The sequence below is a fragment of the Nostoc sp. genome (genome assembly GCF_036917755.1).
Taxonomy (GTDB): Bacteria; Cyanobacteriota; Cyanobacteriia; order Cyanobacteriales; family Nostocaceae; genus Nostoc.
In genome coordinates this window covers 68,016-93,043 of the sequence record NZ_JBALFC010000120.1, presented here as the reverse complement: position 1 = coordinate 93,043, position 25,028 = coordinate 68,016, and the positions used below count along the sequence as shown (strand labels likewise).

Below are 25,028 nucleotides of genomic sequence, written 5' to 3'. Positions count from 1 at the left end.
GAGAGGGAGTGGGGAGTAGGGAGTAGGGAGTGGTGTTTCCTACTTCTTATTCCCCATTACCCCAAAAGCCATGTCGGAAAGCATTATTAAAAAACTGAATAGGAAGTGGTGATTCCTACTTCTTATTCCCCACTCCCCACTCCCCACTCCCTATTCCCTACTCCCCATGTCAACAAACAAACCCCGTGATGTTCAAGTTTATCCAATAGCTACAGATACAAGAATACTGCGATCGCGCAGTTGGTCAAGGCTGAGATTTGAAATTGAATATGCTCTTGCTAAGGGTACAACTGCTAATTCTTATTTAATCGAAAGCGAGAAAACCGCAATTATCGATCCTCCAGGGGAAACGTTTACGCAAATTTATTTAGAAGCGTTGCAGCAGCGTTTCCATGTCGAAGAGTTAGATTATGTAATTTTGGGACACGTAAATCCCAACCGGACTGTAACTTTAAAAGCTTTGTTGGAAATTGCCCCGCAAATTACTTTTGTTTGTTCTAATCCAGGGGCGATAAATTTACGTGCGGCGCTGGAAAATCCCGATTTGCAAATTATTGTGATGCGGGGCGAAGAAACTCTAGATTTGGGTAACGGGCATAATTTACAATTTATTCCCACCCCCAACCCCCGCTATGCAGATCAACTTTGCACTTATGATCCGCAGACAGAAATTTTGTACACAGATAAGTTATTTGGGGCGCATGTTTGCGGAGATCAGGTATTTGATGAAGGCTGGGAAATATATAACGAAGATCGGCGCTATTATTTTGATTGCCTCATGGCTCCCCACGCCCGTCAAGTTGAAACAGCGCTAGATAAACTTGCCGATTTTCCCGTGCGAATGTATGCCAATGGACACGGGCCTTTGGTACGCGATGGCTTAATCGAACTAACCAAAGCTTATCGGGAATGGAGTCAACAGCAAACATCTGCTGACTTGACAGTAGCGTTAATTTATGCTTCAGCTTACGGGAATACAGCCACATTAGCTCAAGCGATCGCTCGTGGGATTACAAAAGCTGGTGTTGCTGTAGAATCGATTAATTGCGAATTCACTGAACCTGAAGAAATCCGGGTTGCTGTCGAAAAATCTGCTGGCTTTGTCATCGGTTCACCAACCCTCGGCGGTCATGCACCCACACCTGTACAAACAGCTTTAGGAATTGTACTATCCACCGCTACTAATAATAAACTCGCTGGTGTTTTTGGTTCCTTTGGCTGGAGTGGAGAAGGGGTTGATTTAATCGAAGGTAAATTAAAAGATGCTGGCTATCGGTTTGGTTTTGACACCATCCGCGTAAAATTCAAACCCGACGATGCCACCTTACAATTGTGTGAAGAAGCTGGAACCGACTTTGCCCAAGCTCTGAAGAAAATCAGAAAAGTGCGATCGCCAAGTCAACCTGCGACAAGTGTAGAACAAGCAGTTGGTAGGATTGTCGGTTCTCTTTGTGTTCTCACAGCAAAAGAAGGCGATCGCTCCAGTGCCATGTTAGCCTCTTGGGTGGCTCAGGCTAGCTTTAGTCCCCCTGGTTTAACCATAGCCGTCGCCAAAGACCGCGCAGTAGAAACACTGACACATACAGGAAATAAATTTGTCCTCAACATTCTCAAAGAAGGGAATCATTTGGGGTTGATGAAGCATTTCCTTAAACCTTTTGGCCCAGGAGAAGACCGATTTGCTGATGTCGCCGCCCAAGAAACTGAAAGCGGTTCTCCCATACTTACTGATGCCCTAGCATATCTCGAATGTTCCGTACAAAACCGGATGGAATCTGGCGACCATTGGCTGGTTTATGCGACTGTCGAGAGTGGCAAATTGTTAGATAATGATGGCGTTACAGCCGTGCATCATCGCAAGTCGGCAACTCATTATTAATCAATCATCTCCAATTTGCGACAATAGTTTAGGCGACCTACTAGCCAAATCAAAAACGCAACTGATTATCAACTCTGCATAGCTAATCGGATATGATCTGGTCATGGAGTTCCAGTGGGATAAATCAAAAGCAGCCGCAAATTTGAAGAAGCACGGTGTTAGCTTTGAAGAAGCCAAAACTGTCTTCGGCAATTCTCTGGCAGTGATCTTTGATCATGAAGCGCACTCTATAAATCAATACAGTTCAGTTAAGCATTTCTTCCTTCTCTCTGTGTTCTCTGCGCCTCTGCGGTTCGTTAAAAAAAATTAACTTTCACAAAGAGTTTTAGCCTTAACTGAACCGTATTGCTCTATAAATGAGCAGCGAGAAATCATTATTGGTCACTCTCAACAAAACCTCTTGCTGTTGATTTCCTTCACTGAGCGTTCCAATGTTATCCGTATCATCAGCGCCCGTCTAGCTACTCGAAAGGAACGTGAAGATTATGAACGAAACGCATACCAGAAAAATCGCAAAATTCTGACGACGAGCTTCCGGCTGAGTATCGCTTCGATTATCAGAAGGCAAAGCCCAATCGCTTTGCTACCCGCAGTGGAACGCAACAATTAACGGTTGTGGTTTTAGATGAAGATGTGGCTCAGGTTTTTACCACAGCAGAATCGGTCAACAAAGTTTTAAGGGCGTTGATTGAGTCAATGCCACAAACAGCAAACGGCGAGACAGCCTAACAACCCCGTTGCATTGGGCGTAGACGCTTCTTGGCTTGTCGTCAGACATCGCAAGCCGTCTTATTCTGATAACTCAACGCTCTCTGTTAGAAATTATTGCTATGACGTTAGGTGAACTTGAAGAGCAAGCACTGAGATTATCTGCCGAGGATCGTTGGCAGTTAATTAATACATTGATGCGATCGCTCCAACCAAAACTTCAGCCAACGTCAAAGCCGAAGGGTTTAGCTGCGAGTTTAATCGGCATTGCAAAGACTGACACCCTGCCACCTACAGATGAAGAAGTGAAAGCCATGCTAGATGAGCGGTTGGTGCAAAAGTATCTGTAATGCGAATTTTATTTGATACAAATATTTTGCTGGATGCTTTGCTAGCGCGTGAACCTTAGAAAAAGCTGAGGCTTTAGGAAAATTTTTTCACGTTGATGCAAGTTTGTTTAGTTGTTGATTTTCTTTTACCTATACAGCCAAATCTCGACAAAACCCTCAAAGACTAAGCACTCTGAGGGTTTTGTTATGTGAGAAATACTGATCTAAAAGTTACCAGTTAAACGCTTTTTTGATGCCATAAGCTGCCAACCCTATAACAGCACCCGCTGCTACAACTGGAGCTGCACCAATACCAATCGCAATACCAGCAGCAGGAGCGAGTACACCAATACCCCCTAATGTAGCCGCAGCACCACCTCCTAGCACAGCACCACCTGCTGCAAATCCTGCTGCTTCTCCAAAATTATTGTCATCGTTTTTTGTACTCATTATTAACATCTCAATGTTTTCTGTATCTATTCTCTATAGCAGTAGCTTTTTTATGCAATAGTATTCTTACTGTACTGAAGATAATTTTTTTATGAACTAACAAAACCTTTGGTATATAAACACTCTGAGGGTTTTACTGTAGAGAATTAGCTTTCTAAAGCCAAATGACGCTGAGGAAGTAGACGCACATCTGCCAAAAATTCATCAGAGAGGATGTAAATATAAGGATTGTGCATCCCAGCAGCAGCGAAAATATCCACCATCTGAACTGTTACAACTGCATTAGAAACAATCTGCCGAATCGCCTATCTAAATCTTCTGGACTGTTAGCCCCGGCTGTAGCGTGTTTAACGAAGGTGGTGCGAATTGCCTGAAATAAACCGATCTTAAAAGTACCGTAGGAAGAGGAGTTAAACCAATAATGTTTTCCCACCAATTGCTTGATGATATAAACTCATTAGCTGGCTAGCATTTAAAGTTTCTACGGCATAAGCTTTTCCTGTTAAGTCACTGAATTCTACTTCAAAAACTCCAGGTTCATATTCTTCTACAATTGTTCCTACTTGACCGCGATGCAATCCCAATTCTGGTAAGTCTTCGGTTAGGGCAACCACATCTAATAATTTCATTGGTATTACCTCATTGCTTAGATTACATAACAGGTGACTAGGCGGGGAAAGCCTTCATTATTACGCACTATCCAAACGCTTTGAATAATTGCTTGTTTATCTGAACGATTCAGGGGAAAATCAATGATATATTTTTGACCGTATGGATTCCTTTTACCAGGGATGGCATCATAATTTGCTACTGCTTGTAAAAGGATCGCTTGTAATTCTTGTGCATGATCTAAATTTAAGTCTAGTGCAGATTTAAATACACGGGCTTTGTGTTTTCCCTCTGGATGTTCTGGGTTGAGACAGTAACCCGCGATTTTATCTATTTCAACGATAGCGCATTCACGGTTAGGAAGTTTCATAATACGTTTGCTAGAACCTTCTCCGCTTTTCTGACCTGGATATGACCTGTATGTAATGCACCTTACTTGCAAAAGACTAAGATTTCACCACCGGATATTGTTTCAAAACCTGCTGCAAATATTGCCCAGTATAAGACCTGGGATTTTTTGCAACTTCCTCCGGTGTACCCACAGCAATCAATTCTCCGCCTTTGTCGCCACCTTCTGGCCCCAAATCTATCACCCAATCAGAACAACGAATTACATCTAAGTTGTGTTCAATTACTAATATTGAATTGCCTTTATCTACCAATCGTTGCAACACATCTAACAATTTGTGGACATCATAAAAAGATAACCCGGTTGTCGGTTCATCTATTAAATAAAGTGTCTTACCCGTGGCGCGTCTAGATAGTTCTGTTGCCAATTTTACCCGTTGCGCTTCCCCACCAGATAAGGTAGTCGCAGGTTGTCCGAGTTGGACATAACCCAACCCGACATCAAATAAAGTTTGCAACCGCGCGATCGCTTTGGGAATATTTTCAAAAAAGTCTAAACTTTCCTCAACTGTCATTCTCAAAACATCAGAAATAGACTTATCTTTGTACTTCACTTGCAAAGTTTCGCGGTTGTATCTTGCACCTTTACAAATTTCGCATTGCACGTAAACATCGGGGAGAAAGTTCATTTCAATAACATTCACACCCTGTCCGCTACAAGCTTCGCAACGTCCACCTTTAACGTTAAAAGAAAATTGTCCGGCTTTGTAACCCCTAGCTTTTGCTTCTACTGTTTGGGAAAATACATCTCGAATGGCATCGAAAATTCCTGTGTAAGTTGCAGGGTTGGAACGTGGTGTACGTCCAATGGGCGATTGATCGATAACGATCGCTTTATCAATCGCGTTTAATCCCTGAATTTTATCCAAATGTTTGGGTAAGGGAACTTTCTTTGTTAGATGGTGTTGTAATGATGGGTAAAGTAACTCGTTAATTAGGGTAGATTTCCCAGAACCAGACACACCTGTGATGGCAACAAGTTTACCTAATGGAATGTCTACATCTATATTTCTTAAATTGTTGCGATGGGCATTTTTAATTCCCAAACTACGCCCATTTCCTTCGCGGCGTTCTGTTGGCGTGGTAATTACTCGCCTTCCTGATAAATACGCACCCGTCAAGGAATCTTCTGCTGCTAGCAACGTTTGAAAATCACCTTGGGCGATAATATTTCCGCCGTGAATTCCTGCACCAGGGCCAATATCAACTATGTAGTTAGCGGCACGAATTGTTTCTTCATCATGCTCAACGACAATTAATGTATTACCCAAATCGCGCAATTTAGTTAAGGTTTTCAGCAACCTGCCATTATCTCGTTGATGCAAACCAATACTCGGTTCATCTAAGACGTAGAGAACTCCTGTTAAACCAGAACCAATTTGCGTTGCTAGACGAATTCGTTGGGCTTCGCCACCAGAAAGGGTCATGGCTGGACGAGCAAGGGTGAGATAATCTAAACCTACATCTAACAAAAATTGCAATCTAGCTTTGATTTCTCGGAGTACTAAATCAGCAATTTGTAACTGGCGATCGCTCAACTTGAATTGATCAATTCTCTCCCGACAATCCCGAATCGAAACCGCAGTCAAATCTAAAATTCCATATTGTCCCAATTTGACCGCTAAAGCTTCCGGTTTTAACCGTTTTCCCTGACAAACTTCACACGGTTGATCAACTAAATACTGCTCTAATTTTTGCTTAACTAGCTCAGAACCACCCTCATATTGTCGTTGCAAAATTGGAATAGCACCTTTAAAATTTTGGGTTTTTTGTGCTTTTGTATTTCCTTCTTCTTTTTCTCCATACAGAATAATCTGCTGCTGTTCTACTGTCAGTTTGCTCCAATTTGTCTGTAACTCAAAGCCATGAGCTTGGGCGATGCTGTAGAGTAATTCCAGATAATAAGAATTATCTTTTTCTGACCAAGGCGCGATCGCCGCATAAAGTGGCGCTTCCGGGTCAGGTACGATCAAATCTGGCGCAAATCTCCTTAAAGTCCCGATTCCATGACAGTCAGGACAAGCACCATAAGGTGAGTTAAACGAGAACAATCGCGGCGATAGTTCGTCCATTACCGCGCCATGTTCTGGACAAGCAAAGTTTTCTGAAAATACTAATTCTTCTTCTTTTTCTTGTCCGTCGTCACCAAGTAAACTCACAAGAATGGTCGCAATACCGCCTGATTGTTTGAGACACGTAGACAGAGAATCAACCAAACGCTCTTGAATACCATCTTTTTTCACCAGGCGGTCAATTACCACTTCGATGGTGTGGGTAAAATTTTTATCCAATTCAATGGAATCTGACAGTTCGCGCACTTCGCCATTGATTCGCACGCGGACAAAACCTTGGGATGCCAGACTTGACAAAAGCTTACGATGTGTGCCTTTTTTACCCCGGACAACGGGTGCAAGAATTTGGAAGCGGGTGCGATCGCTTAATTCCATAATCCGATCGCACATCTCATCGATTGTCTGGGGTGCAATACAGCGATCGCATATCGGACAATGGGGTTCACCAGCCCGACCAAACAACAGTCGCAAATAGTCATAAATCTCCGTCACCGTACCCACAGTAGAACGGGGGTTATGAGACGTTGATTTTTGGTCAATGGAAATTGCTGGACTTAAGCCTTCAATTGCTTCGACATCCGGTTTATCCAACTGTCCGAGAAATTGCCGTGCGTAGGCGCTGAGGGATTCCACATAGCGACGTTGCCCTTCAGCGAAAATCGTATCAAAAGCCAGGGAAGACTTACCAGAACCAGAAACGCCAGTAAACACAATCAGGCGATCGCGCGGCAATTCCAAGTCAATATTTTTCAGATTATGCTGCCTAGCACCCCGAATCCGAATGGTATTCTGGCTGTTGTGGCTGGGGTACGGAAGATGTCCATTCAAGGATGCTGCTAGCTGGTGGTCTGACATATTGGGCGGCGAAGAGGGAGTTTCTGATGAAACAGTCCTTAATAATACTATCTTTAAATCAGTTTATAGTAGAACAATCGTACTGTTTTAGTTAGTTGTCGTTCTAGATTCATCCCGCAGACATGCTTAAGAGTCTGCTAATTTGGAAGCATCCCGATTAAATATCCTTCTGAGGGCGAAGCTATGGTATCGCAAATCCAACCGCCGACCCAGCCAGAGGTCATCTACCCAGATAGTGACGGACAACCAATCGCTAATAATACCATACAGTTTGGCTGGATTGTAGAAATTAAACAGAATATAGACTGGCTATTTGCAGACAATCCAAATGTATTTGTCGCCGGGGATTTATTTTGGTATCCGGTAGAGGGACGCAATAAAATTGTTAACGCCCCAGATGTGATGGTGGTGTTAGGTAGACCAAAAGGCGTAGGCGTAGCCCGTCGTAGACATCGCTTGTGTTACCAACAATGGAAAGAGGAGGGAGTTCCACCACAAGTAGTGTTTGAAATTCTTTCTCCCAGCAACAGACAAACTGAAATTGGCCTGTGCAATTTTTTTAGGACTTACGCAAAATATCTCTGAAACTCTGATTTCTCCGTGTACTCTGCGCCTCTGCGGTTCGTTATTCCGTAACTCGTGCGTAAGTCCTATTTTTAATCGAACCATTAGAAATTGAAGTTGTACTTGAGATATTCTGATTATGCTAGCCAATGCCGCCACCCATGATGTCACCTGGGAAAAGTTACCGGATGATTTTGCTTTAGAGAACGAGCCAGTGGATAACATTAATCAGCCACTATTGGCTGCTGCTTTAACAGAAAGCTTAGAACTAGCTGGAAGATTGCCCGCCGATGCTTTAACCATCACTAATTACGGCATCTGTGCCACATTGAATAATCGGTTTGTGATCAAAGCACCAGATTGGGGATATGTATCATCTATTCGAGTTTCACGAGAAGAAGTAAAGCGCAGTTATACTCCACGATTGCAAGGTGATATTCCCGTAATTGTGATGGAATTTATCTCAGATACCGAAGGTGGAGAGTATTCTAGTAAACCGACCTATCCCCCAGGTAAATGGTTTTATTATGAGCAGATTTTACAAGTACCAAACTATGCCATTTTTGAACCAGAGGAGGGAGTTTTAGAAGTTTATCGGCGAGATGATTTAGGACATTATGAACTGCAAACACCAGATGCAAACAATCGTCACTGGATTGCCGAAATGAACTTGTTTTTAGGCGTATGGCAAGGAAGCCGAGAAAACCGCACGGGTTATTGGTTACGTTGGTGGGATGACAACGGCGAACTATTACTCTGGGGTTTGGAGTTAGCAGCAAAAGAACGGCAAGAGAAAAACACTGCTCAACAGCTTGCAGAGCAAGAACGTCAGCGTGCAGAACAAGAAAGTCGGCGTGCAGAACAAGAACGCCAGCGTGCAGAGAGATTAGCCGCTCAGTTAAAGGCGCTGGGGGTAGAACCGGAGGTTTAACTCGGAACTTCGACCTTTTTGCTCGGTCATTGGTGTTCGGAACTCGAAACTTCGACCTTTTTGCTCGGTCATTGGTGTTCGGAACTCGGAGCTTCCACCTTTTTACTCGGACATTGGTGTTCAGAACTCGGAACTTCGACCTTTTTGCTCGGTCATTGGTGTTCGGAACTCGGAACTTCGACCTTTTTGCTCGGTCATTGGTGTTCGGAACTCGAAACGCCAAGTTCAGAAGTGCGATCGCATCTCTAATTTACCAAGCGATCGCCTTTTATGAATATTAACTCCCTCATCCCCCTCATCCCCCTCATCTCCCTCATCTACCTACTCCCTTGGACACACCTTAGCCCCATCAGGATGGCTAGCCAAATAACTCTTAAGCCAACTGCAACCCTGTGCTAATAAATCATCAAGATTCAGATTCCACAATTTGATAGTCTTGTCATTACTGGCGGAAGCTAAAGTTTTGCCATCCGGGCTGAAGACGACGCTGTTGACCCAATCGTTATGCCCAGTCAAAGTGGAAATTTCTTTGCCCGTGTCGAGATTCCATAATTTGATGGTGTGGTCATTACTGGCGGAAGCTAAGGTTTTGCCATCCGGGCTGAAGACGACGCTCTTGACCGAAAAGCTATGCCCAGTCAAAGTGGAAATTTCTTTGCCTGTGTCCACATTCCACAACTTGATGGTCTTGTCAATACTGGCGGAAGCTAAAGTTTTACCATCTGGGCTGAATACGACACTGTTGACCCAACCACTGTGCCCCCTAAGAGTGGAAATTTCTTTGCCCGTCTCGCTATTCCACAATTTGATGGTGTGGTCATTACTGGCTGAAGCTAAAGTTTTACCATCTGGGCTGAATACGACGCTATTGACCGAATCGCTATGCTCCCTAAGAGTAGAAATTTCTTTGCCTGTGTGGACATTCCACAATTTGATGGTGTGGTCATTACTGGCTGAAGCTAAAGTTTTGCCATCCGGACTGAAGATGACGCTGTTGACCCAATCGTTATGCCCAGTCAAAGTGGAAATTTCTTTGCCCGTGTCGAGATTCCACAATTTGATGTTGTCGTAAACACTTGCGGAAGCTAAAGTTTTGCCATCTGGGCTGAATACGGCGCTGTTGACTGGAGAGCTATGCCCCCTGAGAGTGGAAATTTCTTTGCCCGTGTCGAGATTCCACAATTTGATGGTGTCGTCACGACTTGCGGAAGCTAAAGTTTTGCCATCTGGGCTGAATACGACGCTCTTGATCAAATCGCTATGCCCCCTGAGAGTGGTAATTTTTTTGTCGCTGTGAAGATTCCACAATTTGATGGTTTTGTCAGCACTACCGGAAGCTAAAGTTTTGCCATCTGGGCTGAAGACGACGCTGTTGACCCAATCGCTATGCCCCCTGAGAGTAGTAATTTCTTTGTCGCTGTGAAGATTCCACAATTTTATGGTATTGTCACGACTTGCGGAAGCTAAAGTTTTGCCATCCGGGCTGAAGACGACGCTCTTGATCAAATCGCTATGCCCCCTGAGAGTGGTAATTTCTTTGCCCGTTTCCCGATTCCACAATTTGATGATGTTGTCACCACTGGCGGAAGCTAAAGTCTTGCCACCTGGGCTGAATACGACACTCTGGACAGGAACGCTATGCCCCCTGAGAGTGGTAATTTCTTTGCCTGTGTCGAGATTCCACAATTTGATGGTTTTGTCAGCACTACCGGAAGCTAAAGTTTTGCCATCTGGGCTGAAGACGACGCTGTTGACCCAATCGCTATGCCCCCTGAGAGTGGTAATTTCTTTGCCCGTTTCCCGATTCCACAGTTTGATAGTCTTGTCATTGCTGGCGGAAGCTAAAGTTTTGCTATCTGGGCTAAATACGACGCTGTTGAGCGAATCACTATGCCCCATGAGAGTGGTAATTTCTTTGCCCGTGTCGAGATTCCACAATTTAATGGTCTTGTCACTACTGGCGGAAGCTAAAGTTTTGCCATCCGGGCTGAAGACGACGCTGTTGACCCAACCGCTATGCCCCCTGAGAGTGGTAATTTCTTTGCCCGTGTCGAGATTCCACAATTTGATAGTCTTGTCAGCACTACCGGAAGCTAAAGTTTTACCATCTGGGCTGAAGACGACGCTGTTGACCCAATAGCTATGCCCTTCCAGATGATTTTGTTCATAAATATTAAATAAAATTCTCTGTAAACTAAACAAAGGGCTGAATGCTGGATATTCTGCTAAAGATTGTTTATCTTTGACCAGACTTTTCAATGTTCCTGCTGTTTGTACTGCTAGTAGCAGAGCATCTATTTCCTTTAAATCATCAAACAGTCGCAACGCATTTGTTCCGTCTCGTTCCAATCGCGTAGCCGTTAAAGCAACTTTTCTGGCATCGACTGCCGCATTCAGAGCAATTTGCGCCTGCTTTTGTTCTTGCCTTGCCCGATTTAAATCTGCAACAGCTTTTTGACGCTGCTGTTGTGCCTCTTGTCGTTGTTGAATCGCTTGGTTTGCCTGTACTTCAGCTTGACTAGCCTTTGCACTAGCTGCTGCGACTTTGTTTTGGGCTAGTTTTAGGTTTTGCTGTGCCTGATTCACTTTGGCATTTGCAGCATTCAGTTTTGAAGTTGCGTTACTAAGATTCCGTTTTGCCTGTGCTGCCTGTTCCGATATCCTTTGATTGTCGCGTGATATTTTGGCATTGTCTGCCAATATTCGCTGATTCTCTTGCTTGGTTGCTGCGGTTTCTGTCTTAGCATTATTTAATTCTGTTTGGGCATTATCTCTTTCTGCCTTTGCTGTTCCTGCTTGTCCCAATTCATATTGAGCAAATATTAATGATGCAACTGCCCCCAGCCCAGTCAGTCCTAACACCAAAGAACCAATACGAATCCGTTGATTAGCTTTGTGGTTTGCCTTTGCTAAAACTTGCTTTGCCTGTTCCTCTGCCTCCAGCCTTTTCTGCACATCGCGCTTTTCCAATTCCTGGCTAGCAGCTAAAAACTGATAGTCCGAATCACTTAAACTTTTACCTACTGCCCATTCTTGAGCATCATACAAAGTCTTTCCCCGCAACAAGCGCGACTCATCTTGACATTCAGACTCAACCCAGGCGTTGAATGTATCGGAGTAAGGACGCAAGTTTGCTAAGATGCGATCGCACCATTCCTGCTTAAACACCTCTGCATAAATCCGGTTATAAATTTGTAACTTCCCCTCTCGCTTCACTACCAGCCCCGTCAGCCGCAGTTCCGTTTGTTCAGGACTATCATCAGCTACTATCTCTCCGTGCTGCAAAATCTGCTGATACAATCCCAACAATCGCCCAGTCCTCTGTTCCCCACTCTGCAAAATTCTGTCTCGAATTGTCTTCAAATGCTCCGGTTCGTCCTGCGTCTCCCAATACTCAATAATCCCCTTGCGTACCAACTCTTCCACCCAATCCCCAGCTCCTAACCCCCAGTTCTTAGTCTCCAGTCCTCCCTGCACTAGTAATTTACAAACTTTTTGTGTCAAAAACGGCTGTCCCCCCGTCCAGTCCAGCACCACCTGCATCAACTCTTGAGAATCGCCCACTTCTGCCAATCCATGTGCCAAGGGTTGCGCCTCTTGGAGTTTAAACCCAGTCAAATCAATTGCCTGTCCAATATTAAAAGGTGTCCGGCGTTTGTCTTGAATCAAATCTGAAGGCGTAGACACTCCAATCAAAGCAAAGGTAAGGTAATTATATTCAGGATGGTCTGCTCGTCGGTTGTAGCAATCGCGGATAATTGCAAAAAAGTCATCTAAGTTGAATGAAAGACTCAGAACACTGTCAATTTCATCAATAAAAATAATAATCTTTTCAGTAATTGTTTTTAGTAATATTGTTTCAATAAACTTGCTCAAACGCTGTACTGGTGAAAGTAAAACGTTGTCAGTCCACCAAGTATCTAAATCAAAAGTTGTATAAATATTCAAACTTCCCACTAGAGTATCAATCACCCCGGCATACCACTGTTTTGGCGTAATATCTGCCGTCCCAATAGCTGTAATATCAACAACAGCACAAGCAAATCCCTCAGTTTGCAACTGCTGCATTACCTGCACCCGCAAGCTAGATTTCCCCATCTGCCGAGAATTGAGTACATAACAAAAATCCCCAGCTTTCAAGCCTTCATAGAGGTCATGGTCAGCTTGCCGTCTAACATAAGTTGGTGCATTTTGAGGCAGACTACCACCGACTTGATATTGGTACTGGGTCATAAACAATTAAAAATTCAGCGCGAGTTAAACAAACCTCTCCCTGCCTTGAACTAAAGTTCAAGTCTGTCTCTCTCCGAATCGGAGAGGGACGGTTTTGCGTAGTAAAACCAGGGAGAGGTCATAATTACAAATTACGAATTAAACCAGCTAGATGTTTTAAGACTTTTACCACAGTATATAAGTCATCCCCACAATTAAGCGACAGTGTATAAGATAAGGCATATCTCGGTGTACTCTGTTTCGTCAACTTAATAAATTGAAATTCACTACCATTGGTGACAAACCCAAAAACAGGTTTTGCCGAAGTTGCATCTGCCAACATATAAGCCAATGCTTGTGGAATTGCTGGCACTAAGGAGTAATCTGCTCGTTTTGCCTCAATAACGAGAACCCAAAGTGGAGGATGAAACACCAAGATATCAATACGTCCTCTGATAATCATGCCTTCGTCTTCAGAAGAAATTCTGACCTCTTCTTTCGACGCGATGTAAAAAGGCGGTTGATAAAAACCTGCTAGACGCAATAGTGGAGATAGCACGACTATTTTGACTACAGGTTCTAAAATAGGATATTTCGATAGATGCAAATATTCTGTCTTGACTTCGTTGAGAGATTGCTTTTCTAAATCACTCAACTCAGGTAAATCTTGCTGCCACTCTAAAAAAAACTGTTCGTTGTCTGCACGTTGTAGCCCAAATTTATCGATGAGTTCGGCTAAGGTTATATCTCTTCCTTGAATAAATTGAACCATTATTAATCCTTTTTGCTAAATGGTAATTGCAGATAAAAGTCCTATTCCCCTCCTAATGTACTTTTTTAATTTTTAATTCCCAAGCGATGCCCAAAATATTGCCTATACAAATCACACAAAGGCACTACTTGATTGCCTTTAAAGTTAACTAACCCCATACTGCGGAGTTTAAACGCTTCAGTTGTACCTACATCCACGGGGCTATTTGCCATCATCACTTGTTTGACCGCCGCTAGCAATTCTGCATCCTCTTGCAAATTCAGCCAATGGCGGAGTAAATGGTCACTGTAAGGTCCTTCCTGAGTTGCAGCGATTTTTTGCAGATTTTCCAGCGTCATCCGACCACGGGCAATTTCATAAAGCGCTACCCGCACTAAATAAGGATGACCACCCACCAGTGTCATTAATTCTTCAATTTGTGAGTTAGACCAATTGAGTCTGTGACGCTGTACTAAGTTTTGTACTTGTATTTGATTTAAGTATGGCAACTCAATAGGTAAGCCCACATTAAAAGGCGACTGATTAATATTGAGTGGGATATAAACTTCCTTAGAATGCACAATCACCAACCGGAGATTTTTCCAAACTGTCTCATTCTTTGACCGTTCATGCCAAGCTCGTAGCAATCCAAAAAAATCAGCAGCAATTATGGGATGCTTGAAGACTTCATCGACTTCATCCAAACCTATAGCTACGGGGCTATTAATCGCGGGTAATAAATACCGTTGAAAGTAATTTGTACATTTATTCTTGCTACCTAAAACACCCTTCCAATACTCGCCTAGCTTCTCTGGTAGATTCAGATCGTAAGTAATGCTGGCACAGAACCACTGCAAAAACTGATCTAAATTACCGAGAAATTCTGCATCGGCTGACTGGAAATTTACGGGTGCTGTCTGATAGCCATGTTGACTAGCATGATAGAGAACCCGCGACATGAGGGAAGTTTTGCCCATCTGCCGGGGAGCTTTGATGCGAATTAAGGCCCCTGGTTGAAGAATCGCTTCATAACAGTCTACCTCAATAGGCGATCGCTCGACATAGAAAGCAGAGTTCAGAGATACCTGCCCTTCTGGATTTTCTAAGGAGATTGCTGTTTTTATCTCGCTATCTGGAATAGTTTCGTTAGCAGAGATAGCAGCTTGGGGATTGTTCCGACTTTTCAGCACTGGGGTGGAAGACTCTAGAATACTTTCTAAGTCAATAGCGCTACAGCCAAACTCGTAAGCATCCTCATAAGACCTATCAGCGCCGAGTGCATCATAAAAGCCTACCGCAAACTTAATTGCGGCGCGATCGCCAATTGCCCGATTCATCCCAACCACACAATTAATGTGTTGGTAAATAGACTCAGCTTGCACTTCGCTATAACAGGCATTTAATAATACACACTCAACCTTGTCCTTAAATAACTTAAATAGCCTTGCCAGTGATTCTGTATTCACCAGCTGCATTTGCCCTGTATTATTTTCTAAGGCTAAACCTTGATTTCCTCCCCCATGTCCGGAAAAATGGATAATATGAGGCTCGTGATCTAAAAGCGCACGCCGCAAATCGTCAGGACGCACTGCCCATTTAGTAATCAGTTCAAACTTATCTCGGCTGCGAGAGCGTTGTAACCCTTCCTGAATTTCCCTTACTTCCTCATCCAAGCGGAGTTTATCTGTTGTCGTGGGATTAGCTGATACAATCAGGATTTTTTTCACAGCGCTATCAACTATTGAATTCAGGCTTCTAACTTAGATGTAGTTTACTACAGCAAATAACTAGGCACAATATATTCTGCCCCTACGCATGTAGTCTATTTCATTGAAAGAAAAGCGCTGTAATTCCTAGCCGGAAGCAACCTAACTAATCTTCATGCCCGGTTTTTTCTTGGCAATTTGCGTTTAGCTCGACTTTATCCCAAATTAAGACTTGCATCTCTTTATAGAGCAAAAACCCTAGCTTTTTGGCAAAAACTTTTTCCATGTAACTGATTCACGGTTAAATCCAAAAAGTAAAGCTACCGTCCCACAAAGGTTTCAGCGTCAGCTTGAGCGTTGCCAAAAAATCGATAAAGTCGAGCTTAGGGACGAAATTATCACCTTTGCGCTAGCCAATCGACAATCTGGGCATTAACAACATCTGGAACCTCATCGTGGGGACAATGACCGGCATTAGGAATGGGAACAATTTTGATTTCTTTACCATTCTCACGCGCCTCTTCGTAAATCTTTGCCCCGCTAATTGGTGTCCAGGGATCGTCAGCACCCCAAATTATTAAAAGGGGACGTTCGACTTTGGGCAATAATTCCTCTGGACTGGGGCCAGGAGGGGCTGTGAGAATGGAGGCGAAAACTTGTTGCGCTCCTGGATCGCAAGAGGGAGTATAAAGTAAATCGACTAATTCATCGGTGACGGCTTCACGATCGCGGTAAATTTGGTAGAGGGTACGGCGAATTTGGGCTTTTTGGCGGATGCGGTTATAGACAAATTTACCTGTAATTGGCGATCGCACAAACCTGTTAAAAGCTGCCATCACAATCCGTAGCGGCGGGTTCAATTCGTGGGAACGATGACTCAAACCACCCGCAGAGTTAATTAAAATACCACCAGCAGCAATCTCTGGATGTTTTACCAATACTATCAAGCTCAAAAGTGCGCCGATGGAGTTGCCAATAAATACAGCAGGTTCGTGTATATGTGCTGTGCAGAAATCTTTCAGCAGTTCCACCCAAACTTCCACACTGTAATCAATGGGCGCTTTATCAGAACCACCAAAACCTAAAAGGTCTATGGCAAATATCTGGTAGCCAGCATTAGCTAAAACTGGGATATTTTTGCGCCAGTGTCCAATGGAAGCACCAAAGCCGTGAACCAGAATCAGAGGTCGTCCTGTACCCATGACAGTATACTGAATTTTATAGCCCTGCCAATTCCAAAAGAATTTTTCAAAAGCGTCTTGGGTTGCAAACTGCCGTGTAGTTACTGTCATTATTGAGATTTATCAGAACTTTGCGTAAAAACCCCGTCTTTGTAGGAGGGCTTTAGATTAATTTAGACAACTTCTGCCATAGTAGCAAGCTTAAATAAATCTATGCTAGTTCTCGAAGCAAAATTGAAAAAAACCTCGGTAAAGCCCCCGTCATTTATAATTGAGTTGCTGCTGGTTTTGAGATATGTTGTTGGTAAAAGCGGACAACTTTTTGCACATAGTCAGCAGTGAAGCCTTTTTCACAACCTGTATAGCTACCAGTCATCCACCAACAAGCTGCGCCACGCACAGATGCAATTTCATTATTGTTGGTGGCGTGCAACTGATTGCTTAACTCACGGCGTGTAATACAGGATACAACTTGGCGAGCGATCGCCGGGCTGTTTTCAAACTGCGTCGGTGTTAGTTCTCGTTTGAGACAAGTTTTTGACCAGCCTTTGAGAGTTTCTGGTTTAACTTGCCATTCGCTGTAAAGTCCATCGTTGGCATTTTTTGTCTGCGGTGCAGCCTGTCGCAACGCCTCTACCATCGCCGCAACTTGGGTATCAGAAACCGGCTGCTGTGCTTGAGCTAATAATGGCAATAGTCCTAAACTGACAATAACTCCGTTGAGTAGTAATCCTATGGGGTTTTTGATCATGAATTTGGAATTATTTCAAATATCATGAGGTATCATATTATATTTTTTTTACTATCGGGACTTAAACATTTTTTCGGGATAAACAAGCCTCAAACCCATGCAGTATAAGGGAAATACACCAAATGCTCAATAACGGCTCAAACCCAGATATATCAATCAACCAAGCAAAACAATGTCAAAGTCTCTCTGTATATAGATTTGAGGCTTTTTTATGGGTGTTTTTTGTCTAAGTCCCACTATGCGAATAGCCAAACGGAATGATTGGAAAACAGAACCTATGCCTTCTGCGTCCACAAATATAACGGTAGAAAAATTTTACTCACAGGAAGAATTCGACAGAATTGCTGCTGGAGTAATTCCAGAGCAGATGGAAGAAACGAAAATCGGCAGGAATCCCATCCCTTCAAGGGGTGGAAGGAATAGCTGCCCGCCGATTTAGTCATTAGTCATTTGTCATTGGTCATTGGTACTAATAACTAATGACTAATGACTCGAAATCTACCGGCTTCAAGCCGGGGGATGAGTTAAATGCTCGGCGACATCAAAGGTGAATCCAGTAATTAGGCATCCTTTGTGGATGCCTGTCAGTATGAACTCAGGCATTGACTAAATTTTCCACAGCATCGGCACTATTTGGTAATGCGGCTGTTAAAACTTCGCGACCTTCTGTTGTAACTAAAACATCATCTTCAATGCGGATTCCGCGCACATCGGCAAATTCAGATAAACGCTGCCAATTTACGACATTATGATATTTTGAGCGGAGATTGACATCATTTAAAATTGCTGGTACTTGATAAAAACCAGGCTCAATTGTGACTAACATTCCTGGACGCAAAGGACGATTTAAACGCAGGTAGCTTAAACCAAAGCGATCGCTCCTTTCACGTTCCTCTTCATACCCTGCTAAATCGCCCAAATCTTCCATATCATGCACATCTAAACCCAGTAGATGACCGATACCATGAGGGAAAAACAGCGCGTGAGCATCCATCTCTACTAAATCTTCGGGACTTCCTTGTAAAATACCTAACTCTACTAAACCTTCAACTATCACCGTAGCAGCTAGCAAATGAATATCCCCATACTCTACACCAGGATGTATTTTGGCAATGCAAGCATCATGGGCTGCCAATACGACATTATAAATATCTCTCTGGGTTGATGAAAATTTACCAGAAACTGGCCATGTGCGAGTGACATCACCTGCCCAACCCGTCTGGGTTTCAGCGCCAACATCGGCAAGCAGTAAATCACCTGGTTGTAGAGGGTGGTGATATTCTTCGTTATGCAAAACTTCACCGTGAACGGTGACAATACTGTTGTATGAGGTGGTCATATTGTGGGCAATAATTACCCCTTCCATCGCTGCACGAACTTCTGCTTCCAGCTTGGCTTGAGGTGTTGCAGCCATACCAGCTTTGTGTGCCTCAACAGTGAGTGCCGCAGCTTTTCGCAACTCGGTTAATGCAGCTTGATCATGGGTGAGACGGAGGGTAACGATCGCCTTAGCTAACTCCAAATCAATTCCTTGGGGAGGGCTTTGTGGTAAAATCCATCTATTTAATAACTGCGATTGCTGCGTCCAAGTAGCCGCATCTTGTACAGCAATTGTCGCGGCATCTTCTACCCAAGACTCTAATTCTGCCATTGGTCGAGCCACATCCGCCCCAATCTTCTGGGCTATTTCCTCGCGCGTTGGCATTTCTCCATGCCAAAGGGCGCTGCTGGGTGAGGGATCGTCGATGAATAGTTCTAGCTTGCCCGCTTCTAGACGAATTACCGCCTTTGATAATGGCAGTCCGGCGAAGTAGAGAAAATGACTGCTGGCGCGAAACGGAAAGGGATTTGCTGGAAAGTTGCGCGGACTGTTGCTACCTGACCAGAGAATTGCGGGAAAATTAATCAGGTTGCCTAATTGTTGCCGTCGGAGGCGTAAAGTATCGATTAGGGAAGTAGAAGTTTCTGGGATAAGCATAAATGGAAACTCAAAGAAAAGGTAATATTTTTGCCTTTATTTAGTCGTTATCTTCTTTATCGTCGTCGTTTTTATCATTCTTGCGATCGCCATGTTTGTCGTCGTTTTTATCATTCTTGCGATCGCCATGTTTGTCGTCGTCATTTTTGTCCTTCTGCTTTACCTGGTTTGGCTGTTGGGTAGGTTGTAGGACTGGTTTTTGTTGCTCAGTTGGAGCAACTGGCTGCGGTACTTCAAGAACACAACTAACTAATCCTCCAGAAATTAGCGCCAAGTTGACAGCAGCAAAGATGCTTCTGAAGATTTTTATCCTCATGTTTCCGTTTTCCTTTAACTTTGACCCTAGTTTGTGAAGATTGTATGACTAATTTCTAAGGTAACGTGAGTTCGATGAACGTCTTTTAGTTCAAGTCTGCCCCTCTCTACTCGATTACGGTAGGTTCTGCGTAGGCGTAGCCCAACCCAGGCATCGCACTCACTCAGTATATTGCTCAAAGCGCTACCGAGATGCAAAAAACCCTCGGTCACTATCTAAATGATCAAATCGTCGCCAATATCCTGGAAACTCCTTCTGAGTTAGAGTTGGGGGAAAACCCAGAAAAGTTACGGTTCTCGTGTCTGATTTCAGAGGATTTTCAACTATTTCTGAACAATTGCTCCGTGAAGAAGTTGTAAAGATTTGGAATGCCAATATTGAACTCCAAATTGCTGGACAATTACAAATAGAACCTCAGGGAATGAAACCCCCTGTGACAATTTGTGAAATTCGTGGCATTGGCGGTCAATATAATTTATTCTTGGCTAAAGATAATAAAAAATTAATCATTCTCAATCCATAAGTACCTGTGGACTACACTATTTTGCAGGGAAAAGATGCAGTGGGAACAATATTTCATGGGTCATTGGTTAGCCTTTCCTCAATATTGAAATGGTAACGAAGGGAGGTGTATGTAAATACCGTAAACCGAAAAAGTAGGTAGTCTAGATTTTTTTAAAAAAGTAGCAATTGTTGCTGATAGAACCAAGCGATCGCGGTAAGATTTTGGACTTAAGCCTAATGCATCTCCAATAACTCCTAACTCTGACCGAATAATTAATAATTTTTAATTTATGGTCTAGAGCAACTAACTTGAGTTATGGAGATAAAAATATGATTTCTTCTAAAACTGAGATTAAATTACATCCAAAGAACAAATGACGAACGTAACCAACTTTCAAAGACTAGTAGAACTTGCAAATGATTATGGAATTATTTGCCAGCCAACACCAGAAGAATGCTTGATTGCATCCTTGCCTGGAGACGATGATTTCTTATTAGCTTTTACTTGGTCGGGTACAGTTGAGGGAGAGCCGCTAGAGCATGAATTAATCGCAATTAGTGTACAAGATATTGTCAAAGAAGTTACTGTTGCTGCTTGGCAGATTCCTATTTATTTATTCGGAAACGTTTTAAGACAAGCTCAGATGCTTGTCGCTGCCCACAAAGATTTTGTTAGCAGTTAGCAGACAAGTCATAGCTAAAAATTACTATCCCTGTCCACTGTGGCAGGGATTTTTATTTGAACTATTGCTTCCAAGGCAAGAGAAGCTGACACCCGATGCCATGTTTGATAGGAATAAATAACGCCTTCACTCTTTCTTTCCTATTCCTAGCGCCATGCACTCTCTACCAAGATTTCTTTTCCATTGGTGATTTGTTGAAGAAGAATACATTCGTCAGAATTCAGGAGCGGAGCCGGAGACGCTCTGCGGCTTGGCTTCAGAATCAAGACGCTCGCGAACTCGCTCTAAGCCCTCGCGTAGCGTCTCGTAGAGATAGCTAAAAATCTATTTTCGTCTTTTCTTCAATCCCCAGAGCTACGCACCCTCGTGGTCGGGGTCAATCTAAAATCGCAAATCTAAAATCCTTGCATTGGTTGACCTGAAAATAGCTGTAAAGCCCCAATAACTATTTTTAATGTAATGAGTAGTTAATATAACTTAATTTTACGTAGCTATTTGTTGGTGATCCCTGCGGTCTGCGTAGCTACCGCCCTTCAGAAAAAACTTTTTGGTTTAGTTAATAATGGAGCAAAATTATTTAAGTATTAAGTATAATTAGTTACTCTATCTCTCGTTTACTCTTGATGCTGGAATTTTGGAAAATCCTTCTTGCTTATAAACAGTTTATACCCCACGGTCATTGCTATCTTTGGAAATCAGACTTAGTGGGGCTGCATATTTTATCCGATAGTTTAATTGCACTTGCTTATTATTCAATTCCCGTCACCTTAATTTATTTTGTCCGCAAGCGTCAGGATTTGCCATTCAACTGGATATTTCTGCTATTCGCTACATTTATTATTAGTTGTGGTACCACCCACCTAATGGAGATTTGGACGCTATGGTATCCTACCTATTGGCTAAGTGGTTGCATCAAAGCCATCACGGCTTTAATATCAGTGTACACAGGTATTGTGTTCATAGAGTTGATACCAAAGGCACTTGCTCTCCCCAGCTCTGCACAACTGGAGGCAGCCAACCGAGAACTGGAGCGGGAAATCAGCAATCGCAAACAAGCAGAACTCGCACTACAAGAGCGTGAAGCGATGTTGCGGCGAATTGGCGATAATCTTCCCAATGGGGCAATTTATAAGCTAATCCGCGAATTGGATGGCAGCGATCGCTTTGCTTATATCAGCGCGGGGATTGAAAAACTGATGGAAGTCAGGGCAGAAGATGCACTGACAGATTCAAGTTTGCTCTATCGCCAGTTCATCCCAGAGGATGTACCACTCCTGTTGGCAGCAGTCAATGAATCCCTGCGGAATCTCTCGGTGTTTGATATACAACTGCGAATCCAAACGCCTAGCGCTCGGCTAAAATGGTTCCATTTTCGTTCCAGCCCACGCCAGTTGCAGGATGATCGCGTGCTTTGGGATGGGCTGGTGGTGGATGTCACCGACCTCAAACGTGTTGAAGAAACACTACGCAACAGTGAAGCCTTATTAGAAGAATCTCAGCAAGTTGCTCGTCTCGGTAATTGGGAGTTTGAACTTGCAAATGGCAAAATTACCTGGTCAAAGCAGCTTTTTGCCCTCTTTAATCGAGATCCCAGACAAGGAGAGCCGGACTATCAAGAAAATCTGCAACTGTAGCAGAAATTGCTCTCAAACAAAGCGAGATTCGCTACCGTGCGATTGTCGAAGATCAGACTGAATTCATTGCCCGATATTTACCAGACGGTACACTCACCTTTGTCAACCAAGCTTATGCACTTTATTTTGGGCGATCGCCAGAGAAACTGATCGGCAGCCACTATCAACCCACTATCTTTGAGGCAGATCGGGAGCGAGTTGCTCAATTAATAGCTTCAATGAGTGCTGATAATCCTGTTGTCATCATTGAGAATCGTGTGCTTCTGGCTTCGGGGGTGCGTTGGACTCAGTGGCATAACCGGATGCTGTTTGACGAGGAAGGATGCTTTATAGAATTTCAAACGGTGGGACGCGATATCACAGCCCTCAAGCAAATCGAAGAAACACTTTTTCAAGAAAAAGAATTAGCTCAGGTGACGTTGCAATCGATCGGAGATGCAGTTATTACCACAGATGCGTTTGGCAGGATTCAATACCTCAATCCGGTTGCAGAATCTCTGATCGGATGTAGTGAAGCATCTGCACAAGGGTTGCCGTTATTAGAAGTCTTGAGAATTGTGGATGAAACTACACGGGAGCCAGTTCAGAACCCAATTGAGCAAGCGTTACAGTCAAATCGAATTGTGGGTTTAGCAAACCATACGATCTTAATTAATCAGAATGATCAAGAGATTGCGATTGAAGATTCAGCCGCACCCATTCGCAATCGTGAGGGACAAATAATTGGCGCGGTTATGGTGTTTCACGACGTGACTCAGAACCGCAAGCTTTCGTCTCAGCTATCCTGGCAGGCAACCCATGATGCTTTAACTCGATTGGTGAATCGCCAGGAGTTTGAGCGGCGGGTTGAAGAAGCATTGCGCCTTGCTTCTTTAGACTACCAAGTTCATGCATTGTGCTATTTGGATCTCGATCACTTCAAAATTGTAAATGATACCTGCGGTCATCTAGCTGGAGACGAATTACTGCGTCAAATTACTGCCCTATTGCAGGAGAAGATTCGGAAAACTGACACACTAGCACGGTTAGGCGGCGATGAATTTGGTGTATTGCTCACTGAGTGTACGATAGAGCAAGCTTTACGAGTTGCCAATGATCTGCTTTCGTGTGTTCAAAAGTTCCGGTTTGTTTGGCAAGAGCAGATATTCTCAATTGGAGTAAGTATCGGCTTAGTCGGTATCGACACGAATAGCGAGAGCCTTACAGAGATTATCAGCACAGCTGACGCAGCTTGCTATACCTCGAAGAACCGGGGGCGCAATCGCGTGTACGTTGCTCAGACTCACGACCAGGAGCAACTGCAACGGCGTGGAGAGATGCAGTGGGTCAGCCGCATTTCTCAAGCCTTGGAAAATGATTGGTTTTGTCTCTATGCTCAACCCATTGCCGCCATCACCCCGGCGGCTCAAAACGGCGACCATTATGAAGTGCTGCTGCGGCTCCGGGATGAGCAGGGAAATTTAGTGCTGCCGATGGCATTTATTCCCGCAGCAGAACAGTACAACTTGATGCACCTGATTGATCGGTGGGTGATTCGGACTCTGTTTAGCAATTGGTCAACGTTCGTTGACGATGAACAAAGTATCTATGCAATTAACCTTTCTGGCTCTAGCATCAACGATGATCAGTTCATTGACTTCCTGCATGAGCAGTTTATCCTACACCCCATCTCACCCCAGCGCATTTGCTTTGAGATTACTGAGACTGTGGCGATCGCCAACCTGATCAAAGCCAGAAAGTTCATTGAGTCACTTCAACGGATGGGCTGTAGCTTTGCGTTGGACGATTTTGGGGTGGGGATGTCGTCGTTTGCCTATCTCAAGTCTCTGCCTGTGGATTACCTCAAAATTGACGGGAGCTTTATTCGTAACATTGTCGAGAATCCTGTGGATAATGCGATCGTGACAGCAATCACGCACATTGCCAGCGTTATGGGTATTCAGACGATTGCTGAGTTTGTGGAGAATGACGCAATTTTAGAGCGGATTACAGCACTAGGAATTGATTATGCACAGGGATATGGCATCGCAGTACCTCGCCCATTGGGGTAGATATAGCCTGTTCCCGTAGCTGGGTGCTTTCAGAATGTTACACAAGACAAGCAGACGACCTGTTAACTGCTTGCGCTCATTGTATATCAGCAGCGATTTTGATGTGAGAGCCATGTGGAATACTATAAAAGCACATTGGTTATACATTGGTCAGCAGTCATTTTGATCTGAAAGCCGTGTGGAACGTTGTAAAGACACATTCAGTAGACATAAATTAATCTTCCCAGTTTTCATTGAAAGCGGCGGGAAACTCAATTCCCTTGAGTGGGTGGAGAGGGATAGCCGCCCCGCCGCTTGGGGCATTGGGCATTGGTAACTTCTTCCCTATGCCCCATGCCCCATTCCCCATGCCCAAAAACTCCATCCCCTTGTGGGTGGAGTTTTTTATCTCTTCTGTCTGAATTTTTAACTGTCTGCTACTCAAATGCTACTCAAAACGGTAGCCTGGAAGAATCC

21 protein-coding genes and 2 pseudogenes are annotated in these 25,028 nt (G+C 43.7%); 10 read left to right on the top strand and 13 right to left on the bottom strand.

What is annotated here, in order from left to right:
* Window positions 1-166: 166 nt before the first annotated feature.
* The 3 genes and pseudogenes from V7L05_RS26465 to V7L05_RS26450 all read left to right on the top strand — a co-directional run bounded on the left by V7L05_RS26465 (window position 167) and on the right by V7L05_RS26450 (window position 2,937).
* On the top strand, window positions 167-1,879 hold the full coding sequence (locus V7L05_RS26465) for a diflavin flavoprotein (protein WP_335168550.1): 1,713 nt from the start codon (window positions 167-169) through the stop codon (window positions 1,877-1,879).
* Window positions 1,880-1,982: 103 nt separating this feature from the next.
* Window positions 1,983-2,489, top strand: a pseudogene (locus tag V7L05_RS34855) (BrnT family toxin).
* 220 nt (window positions 2,490-2,709) lie between these two features.
* The gene (locus tag V7L05_RS26450; RefSeq protein ID WP_335168548.1) at window positions 2,710-2,937 is read left to right on the top strand and encodes a hypothetical protein; all 228 of its coding nucleotides are present in this window, start codon (window positions 2,710-2,712) and stop codon (window positions 2,935-2,937) included.
* Window positions 2,938-3,147: 210 nt separating this feature from the next.
* Here V7L05_RS26450 and V7L05_RS26445 read toward each other — a convergent pair whose 3' ends face one another.
* The 5 genes from V7L05_RS26445 to uvrA form a co-directional block, all read right to left on the bottom strand.
* Entirely contained in the window at window positions 3,148-3,366 is a 219-nt protein-coding gene (locus V7L05_RS26445) for a hypothetical protein (protein ID WP_335095260.1), read from the bottom strand.
* Window positions 3,367-3,512: 146 nt separating this feature from the next.
* Window positions 3,513-3,659 carry a type I restriction enzyme endonuclease domain-containing protein gene (locus V7L05_RS26440; RefSeq protein WP_442937138.1) on the bottom strand — a complete coding sequence of 49 codons (147 nt, stop codon included), beginning with the start codon at window positions 3,657-3,659 and terminating at the stop codon, window positions 3,513-3,515.
* Window positions 3,660-3,776: 117 nt separating this feature from the next.
* Window positions 3,777-3,995, bottom strand: coding sequence for a DUF4926 domain-containing protein (locus V7L05_RS26435; protein ID WP_335168546.1), 219 nt, complete (start codon window positions 3,993-3,995; stop codon window positions 3,777-3,779).
* A gap of 17 nt (window positions 3,996-4,012) precedes the next feature.
* Window positions 4,013-4,345, bottom strand: a complete 333-nt coding sequence (locus V7L05_RS26430) for a DUF6883 domain-containing protein (RefSeq protein WP_335168545.1) — start codon at window positions 4,343-4,345, stop codon at window positions 4,013-4,015.
* Window positions 4,346-4,421: 76 nt separating this feature from the next.
* Window positions 4,422-7,310: an excinuclease ABC subunit UvrA gene (gene uvrA, locus V7L05_RS26425; RefSeq protein ID WP_335168543.1), complete on the bottom strand. Its 2,889-nt coding sequence runs from the start codon at window positions 7,308-7,310 to the stop codon at window positions 4,422-4,424.
* 183 nt (window positions 7,311-7,493) lie between these two features.
* On the opposite strand from uvrA, the gene V7L05_RS26420 reads away from it, so the two are divergent.
* From V7L05_RS26420 to V7L05_RS26410, 3 genes are all read left to right on the top strand, one after another.
* Window positions 7,494-7,895 carry a Uma2 family endonuclease gene (locus tag V7L05_RS26420; RefSeq protein WP_335168542.1) on the top strand — a complete coding sequence of 134 codons (402 nt, stop codon included), beginning with the start codon at window positions 7,494-7,496 and terminating at the stop codon, window positions 7,893-7,895.
* Window positions 7,896-8,013: 118 nt separating this feature from the next.
* Window positions 8,014-8,805 carry a Uma2 family endonuclease gene (locus tag V7L05_RS26415; protein ID WP_335168541.1) on the top strand — a complete coding sequence of 264 codons (792 nt, stop codon included), beginning with the start codon at window positions 8,014-8,016 and terminating at the stop codon, window positions 8,803-8,805.
* Between the two features lie 18 nt (window positions 8,806-8,823).
* A complete protein-coding gene (locus V7L05_RS26410) occupies window positions 8,824-9,054 on the top strand; it encodes a hypothetical protein (protein ID WP_335168539.1) in 231 nt (76 codons plus the stop codon).
* Between the two features lie 72 nt (window positions 9,055-9,126).
* Here the strand turns inward: V7L05_RS26410 and V7L05_RS26405 are convergent, their stop codons facing one another.
* The 7 genes from V7L05_RS26405 to V7L05_RS26375 form a co-directional block, all read right to left on the bottom strand.
* A complete protein-coding gene (locus V7L05_RS26405) occupies window positions 9,127-13,038 on the bottom strand; it encodes an AAA-like domain-containing protein (protein ID WP_335168537.1) in 3,912 nt (1,303 codons plus the stop codon).
* 124 nt (window positions 13,039-13,162) lie between these two features.
* Window positions 13,163-13,789: a type I restriction enzyme HsdR N-terminal domain-containing protein gene (locus V7L05_RS26400; protein ID WP_335168535.1), complete on the bottom strand. Its 627-nt coding sequence runs from the start codon at window positions 13,787-13,789 to the stop codon at window positions 13,163-13,165.
* Window positions 13,790-13,854: 65 nt separating this feature from the next.
* The gene (locus V7L05_RS26395) at window positions 13,855-15,495 is read right to left on the bottom strand and encodes an AAA-like domain-containing protein (protein WP_335168534.1); all 1,641 of its coding nucleotides are present in this window, start codon (window positions 15,493-15,495) and stop codon (window positions 13,855-13,857) included.
* A 377-nt stretch (window positions 15,496-15,872) separates the two neighbouring features.
* The gene (locus V7L05_RS26390; RefSeq protein WP_335168532.1) at window positions 15,873-16,766 is read right to left on the bottom strand and encodes an alpha/beta fold hydrolase; all 894 of its coding nucleotides are present in this window, start codon (window positions 16,764-16,766) and stop codon (window positions 15,873-15,875) included.
* A gap of 154 nt (window positions 16,767-16,920) precedes the next feature.
* Window positions 16,921-17,406: a hypothetical protein gene (locus V7L05_RS26385; RefSeq protein WP_335168530.1), complete on the bottom strand. Its 486-nt coding sequence runs from the start codon at window positions 17,404-17,406 to the stop codon at window positions 16,921-16,923.
* A gap of 595 nt (window positions 17,407-18,001) precedes the next feature.
* Window positions 18,002-19,384 carry an aminopeptidase P family protein gene (locus tag V7L05_RS26380; protein ID WP_335168528.1) on the bottom strand — a complete coding sequence of 461 codons (1,383 nt, stop codon included), beginning with the start codon at window positions 19,382-19,384 and terminating at the stop codon, window positions 18,002-18,004.
* A 40-nt stretch (window positions 19,385-19,424) separates the two neighbouring features.
* A complete protein-coding gene (locus tag V7L05_RS26375; protein WP_335168527.1) occupies window positions 19,425-19,700 on the bottom strand; it encodes a hypothetical protein in 276 nt (91 codons plus the stop codon).
* A 298-nt stretch (window positions 19,701-19,998) separates the two neighbouring features.
* On the opposite strand from V7L05_RS26375, the gene V7L05_RS26370 reads away from it, so the two are divergent.
* The 4 genes and pseudogenes from V7L05_RS26370 (at window position 19,999) to V7L05_RS26355 (ending at window position 24,572) form a co-directional block, all read left to right on the top strand.
* Window positions 19,999-20,223, top strand: coding sequence for a hypothetical protein (locus tag V7L05_RS26370; RefSeq protein ID WP_335168525.1), 225 nt, complete (start codon window positions 19,999-20,001; stop codon window positions 20,221-20,223).
* 355 nt (window positions 20,224-20,578) lie between these two features.
* Window positions 20,579-20,887, top strand: coding sequence for a hypothetical protein (locus V7L05_RS26365; RefSeq protein ID WP_335168524.1), 309 nt, complete (start codon window positions 20,579-20,581; stop codon window positions 20,885-20,887).
* A gap of 623 nt (window positions 20,888-21,510) precedes the next feature.
* Window positions 21,511-22,518: pseudogene (locus V7L05_RS26360) on the top strand (PAS domain-containing protein); the annotation flags it as partial.
* An 8-nt stretch (window positions 22,519-22,526) separates the two neighbouring features.
* Window positions 22,527-24,572: an EAL domain-containing protein gene (locus V7L05_RS26355; protein ID WP_335168610.1), complete on the top strand. Its 2,046-nt coding sequence runs from the start codon at window positions 22,527-22,529 to the stop codon at window positions 24,570-24,572.
* A gap of 214 nt (window positions 24,573-24,786) precedes the next feature.
* Here V7L05_RS26355 and V7L05_RS26350 read toward each other — a convergent pair whose 3' ends face one another.
* Complete coding sequence (locus V7L05_RS26350; RefSeq protein WP_335168522.1) at window positions 24,787-24,921, bottom strand: hypothetical protein; 135 nt, start codon at window positions 24,919-24,921, stop codon at window positions 24,787-24,789.
* Window positions 24,922-25,028: the final 107 nt, after the last annotated feature.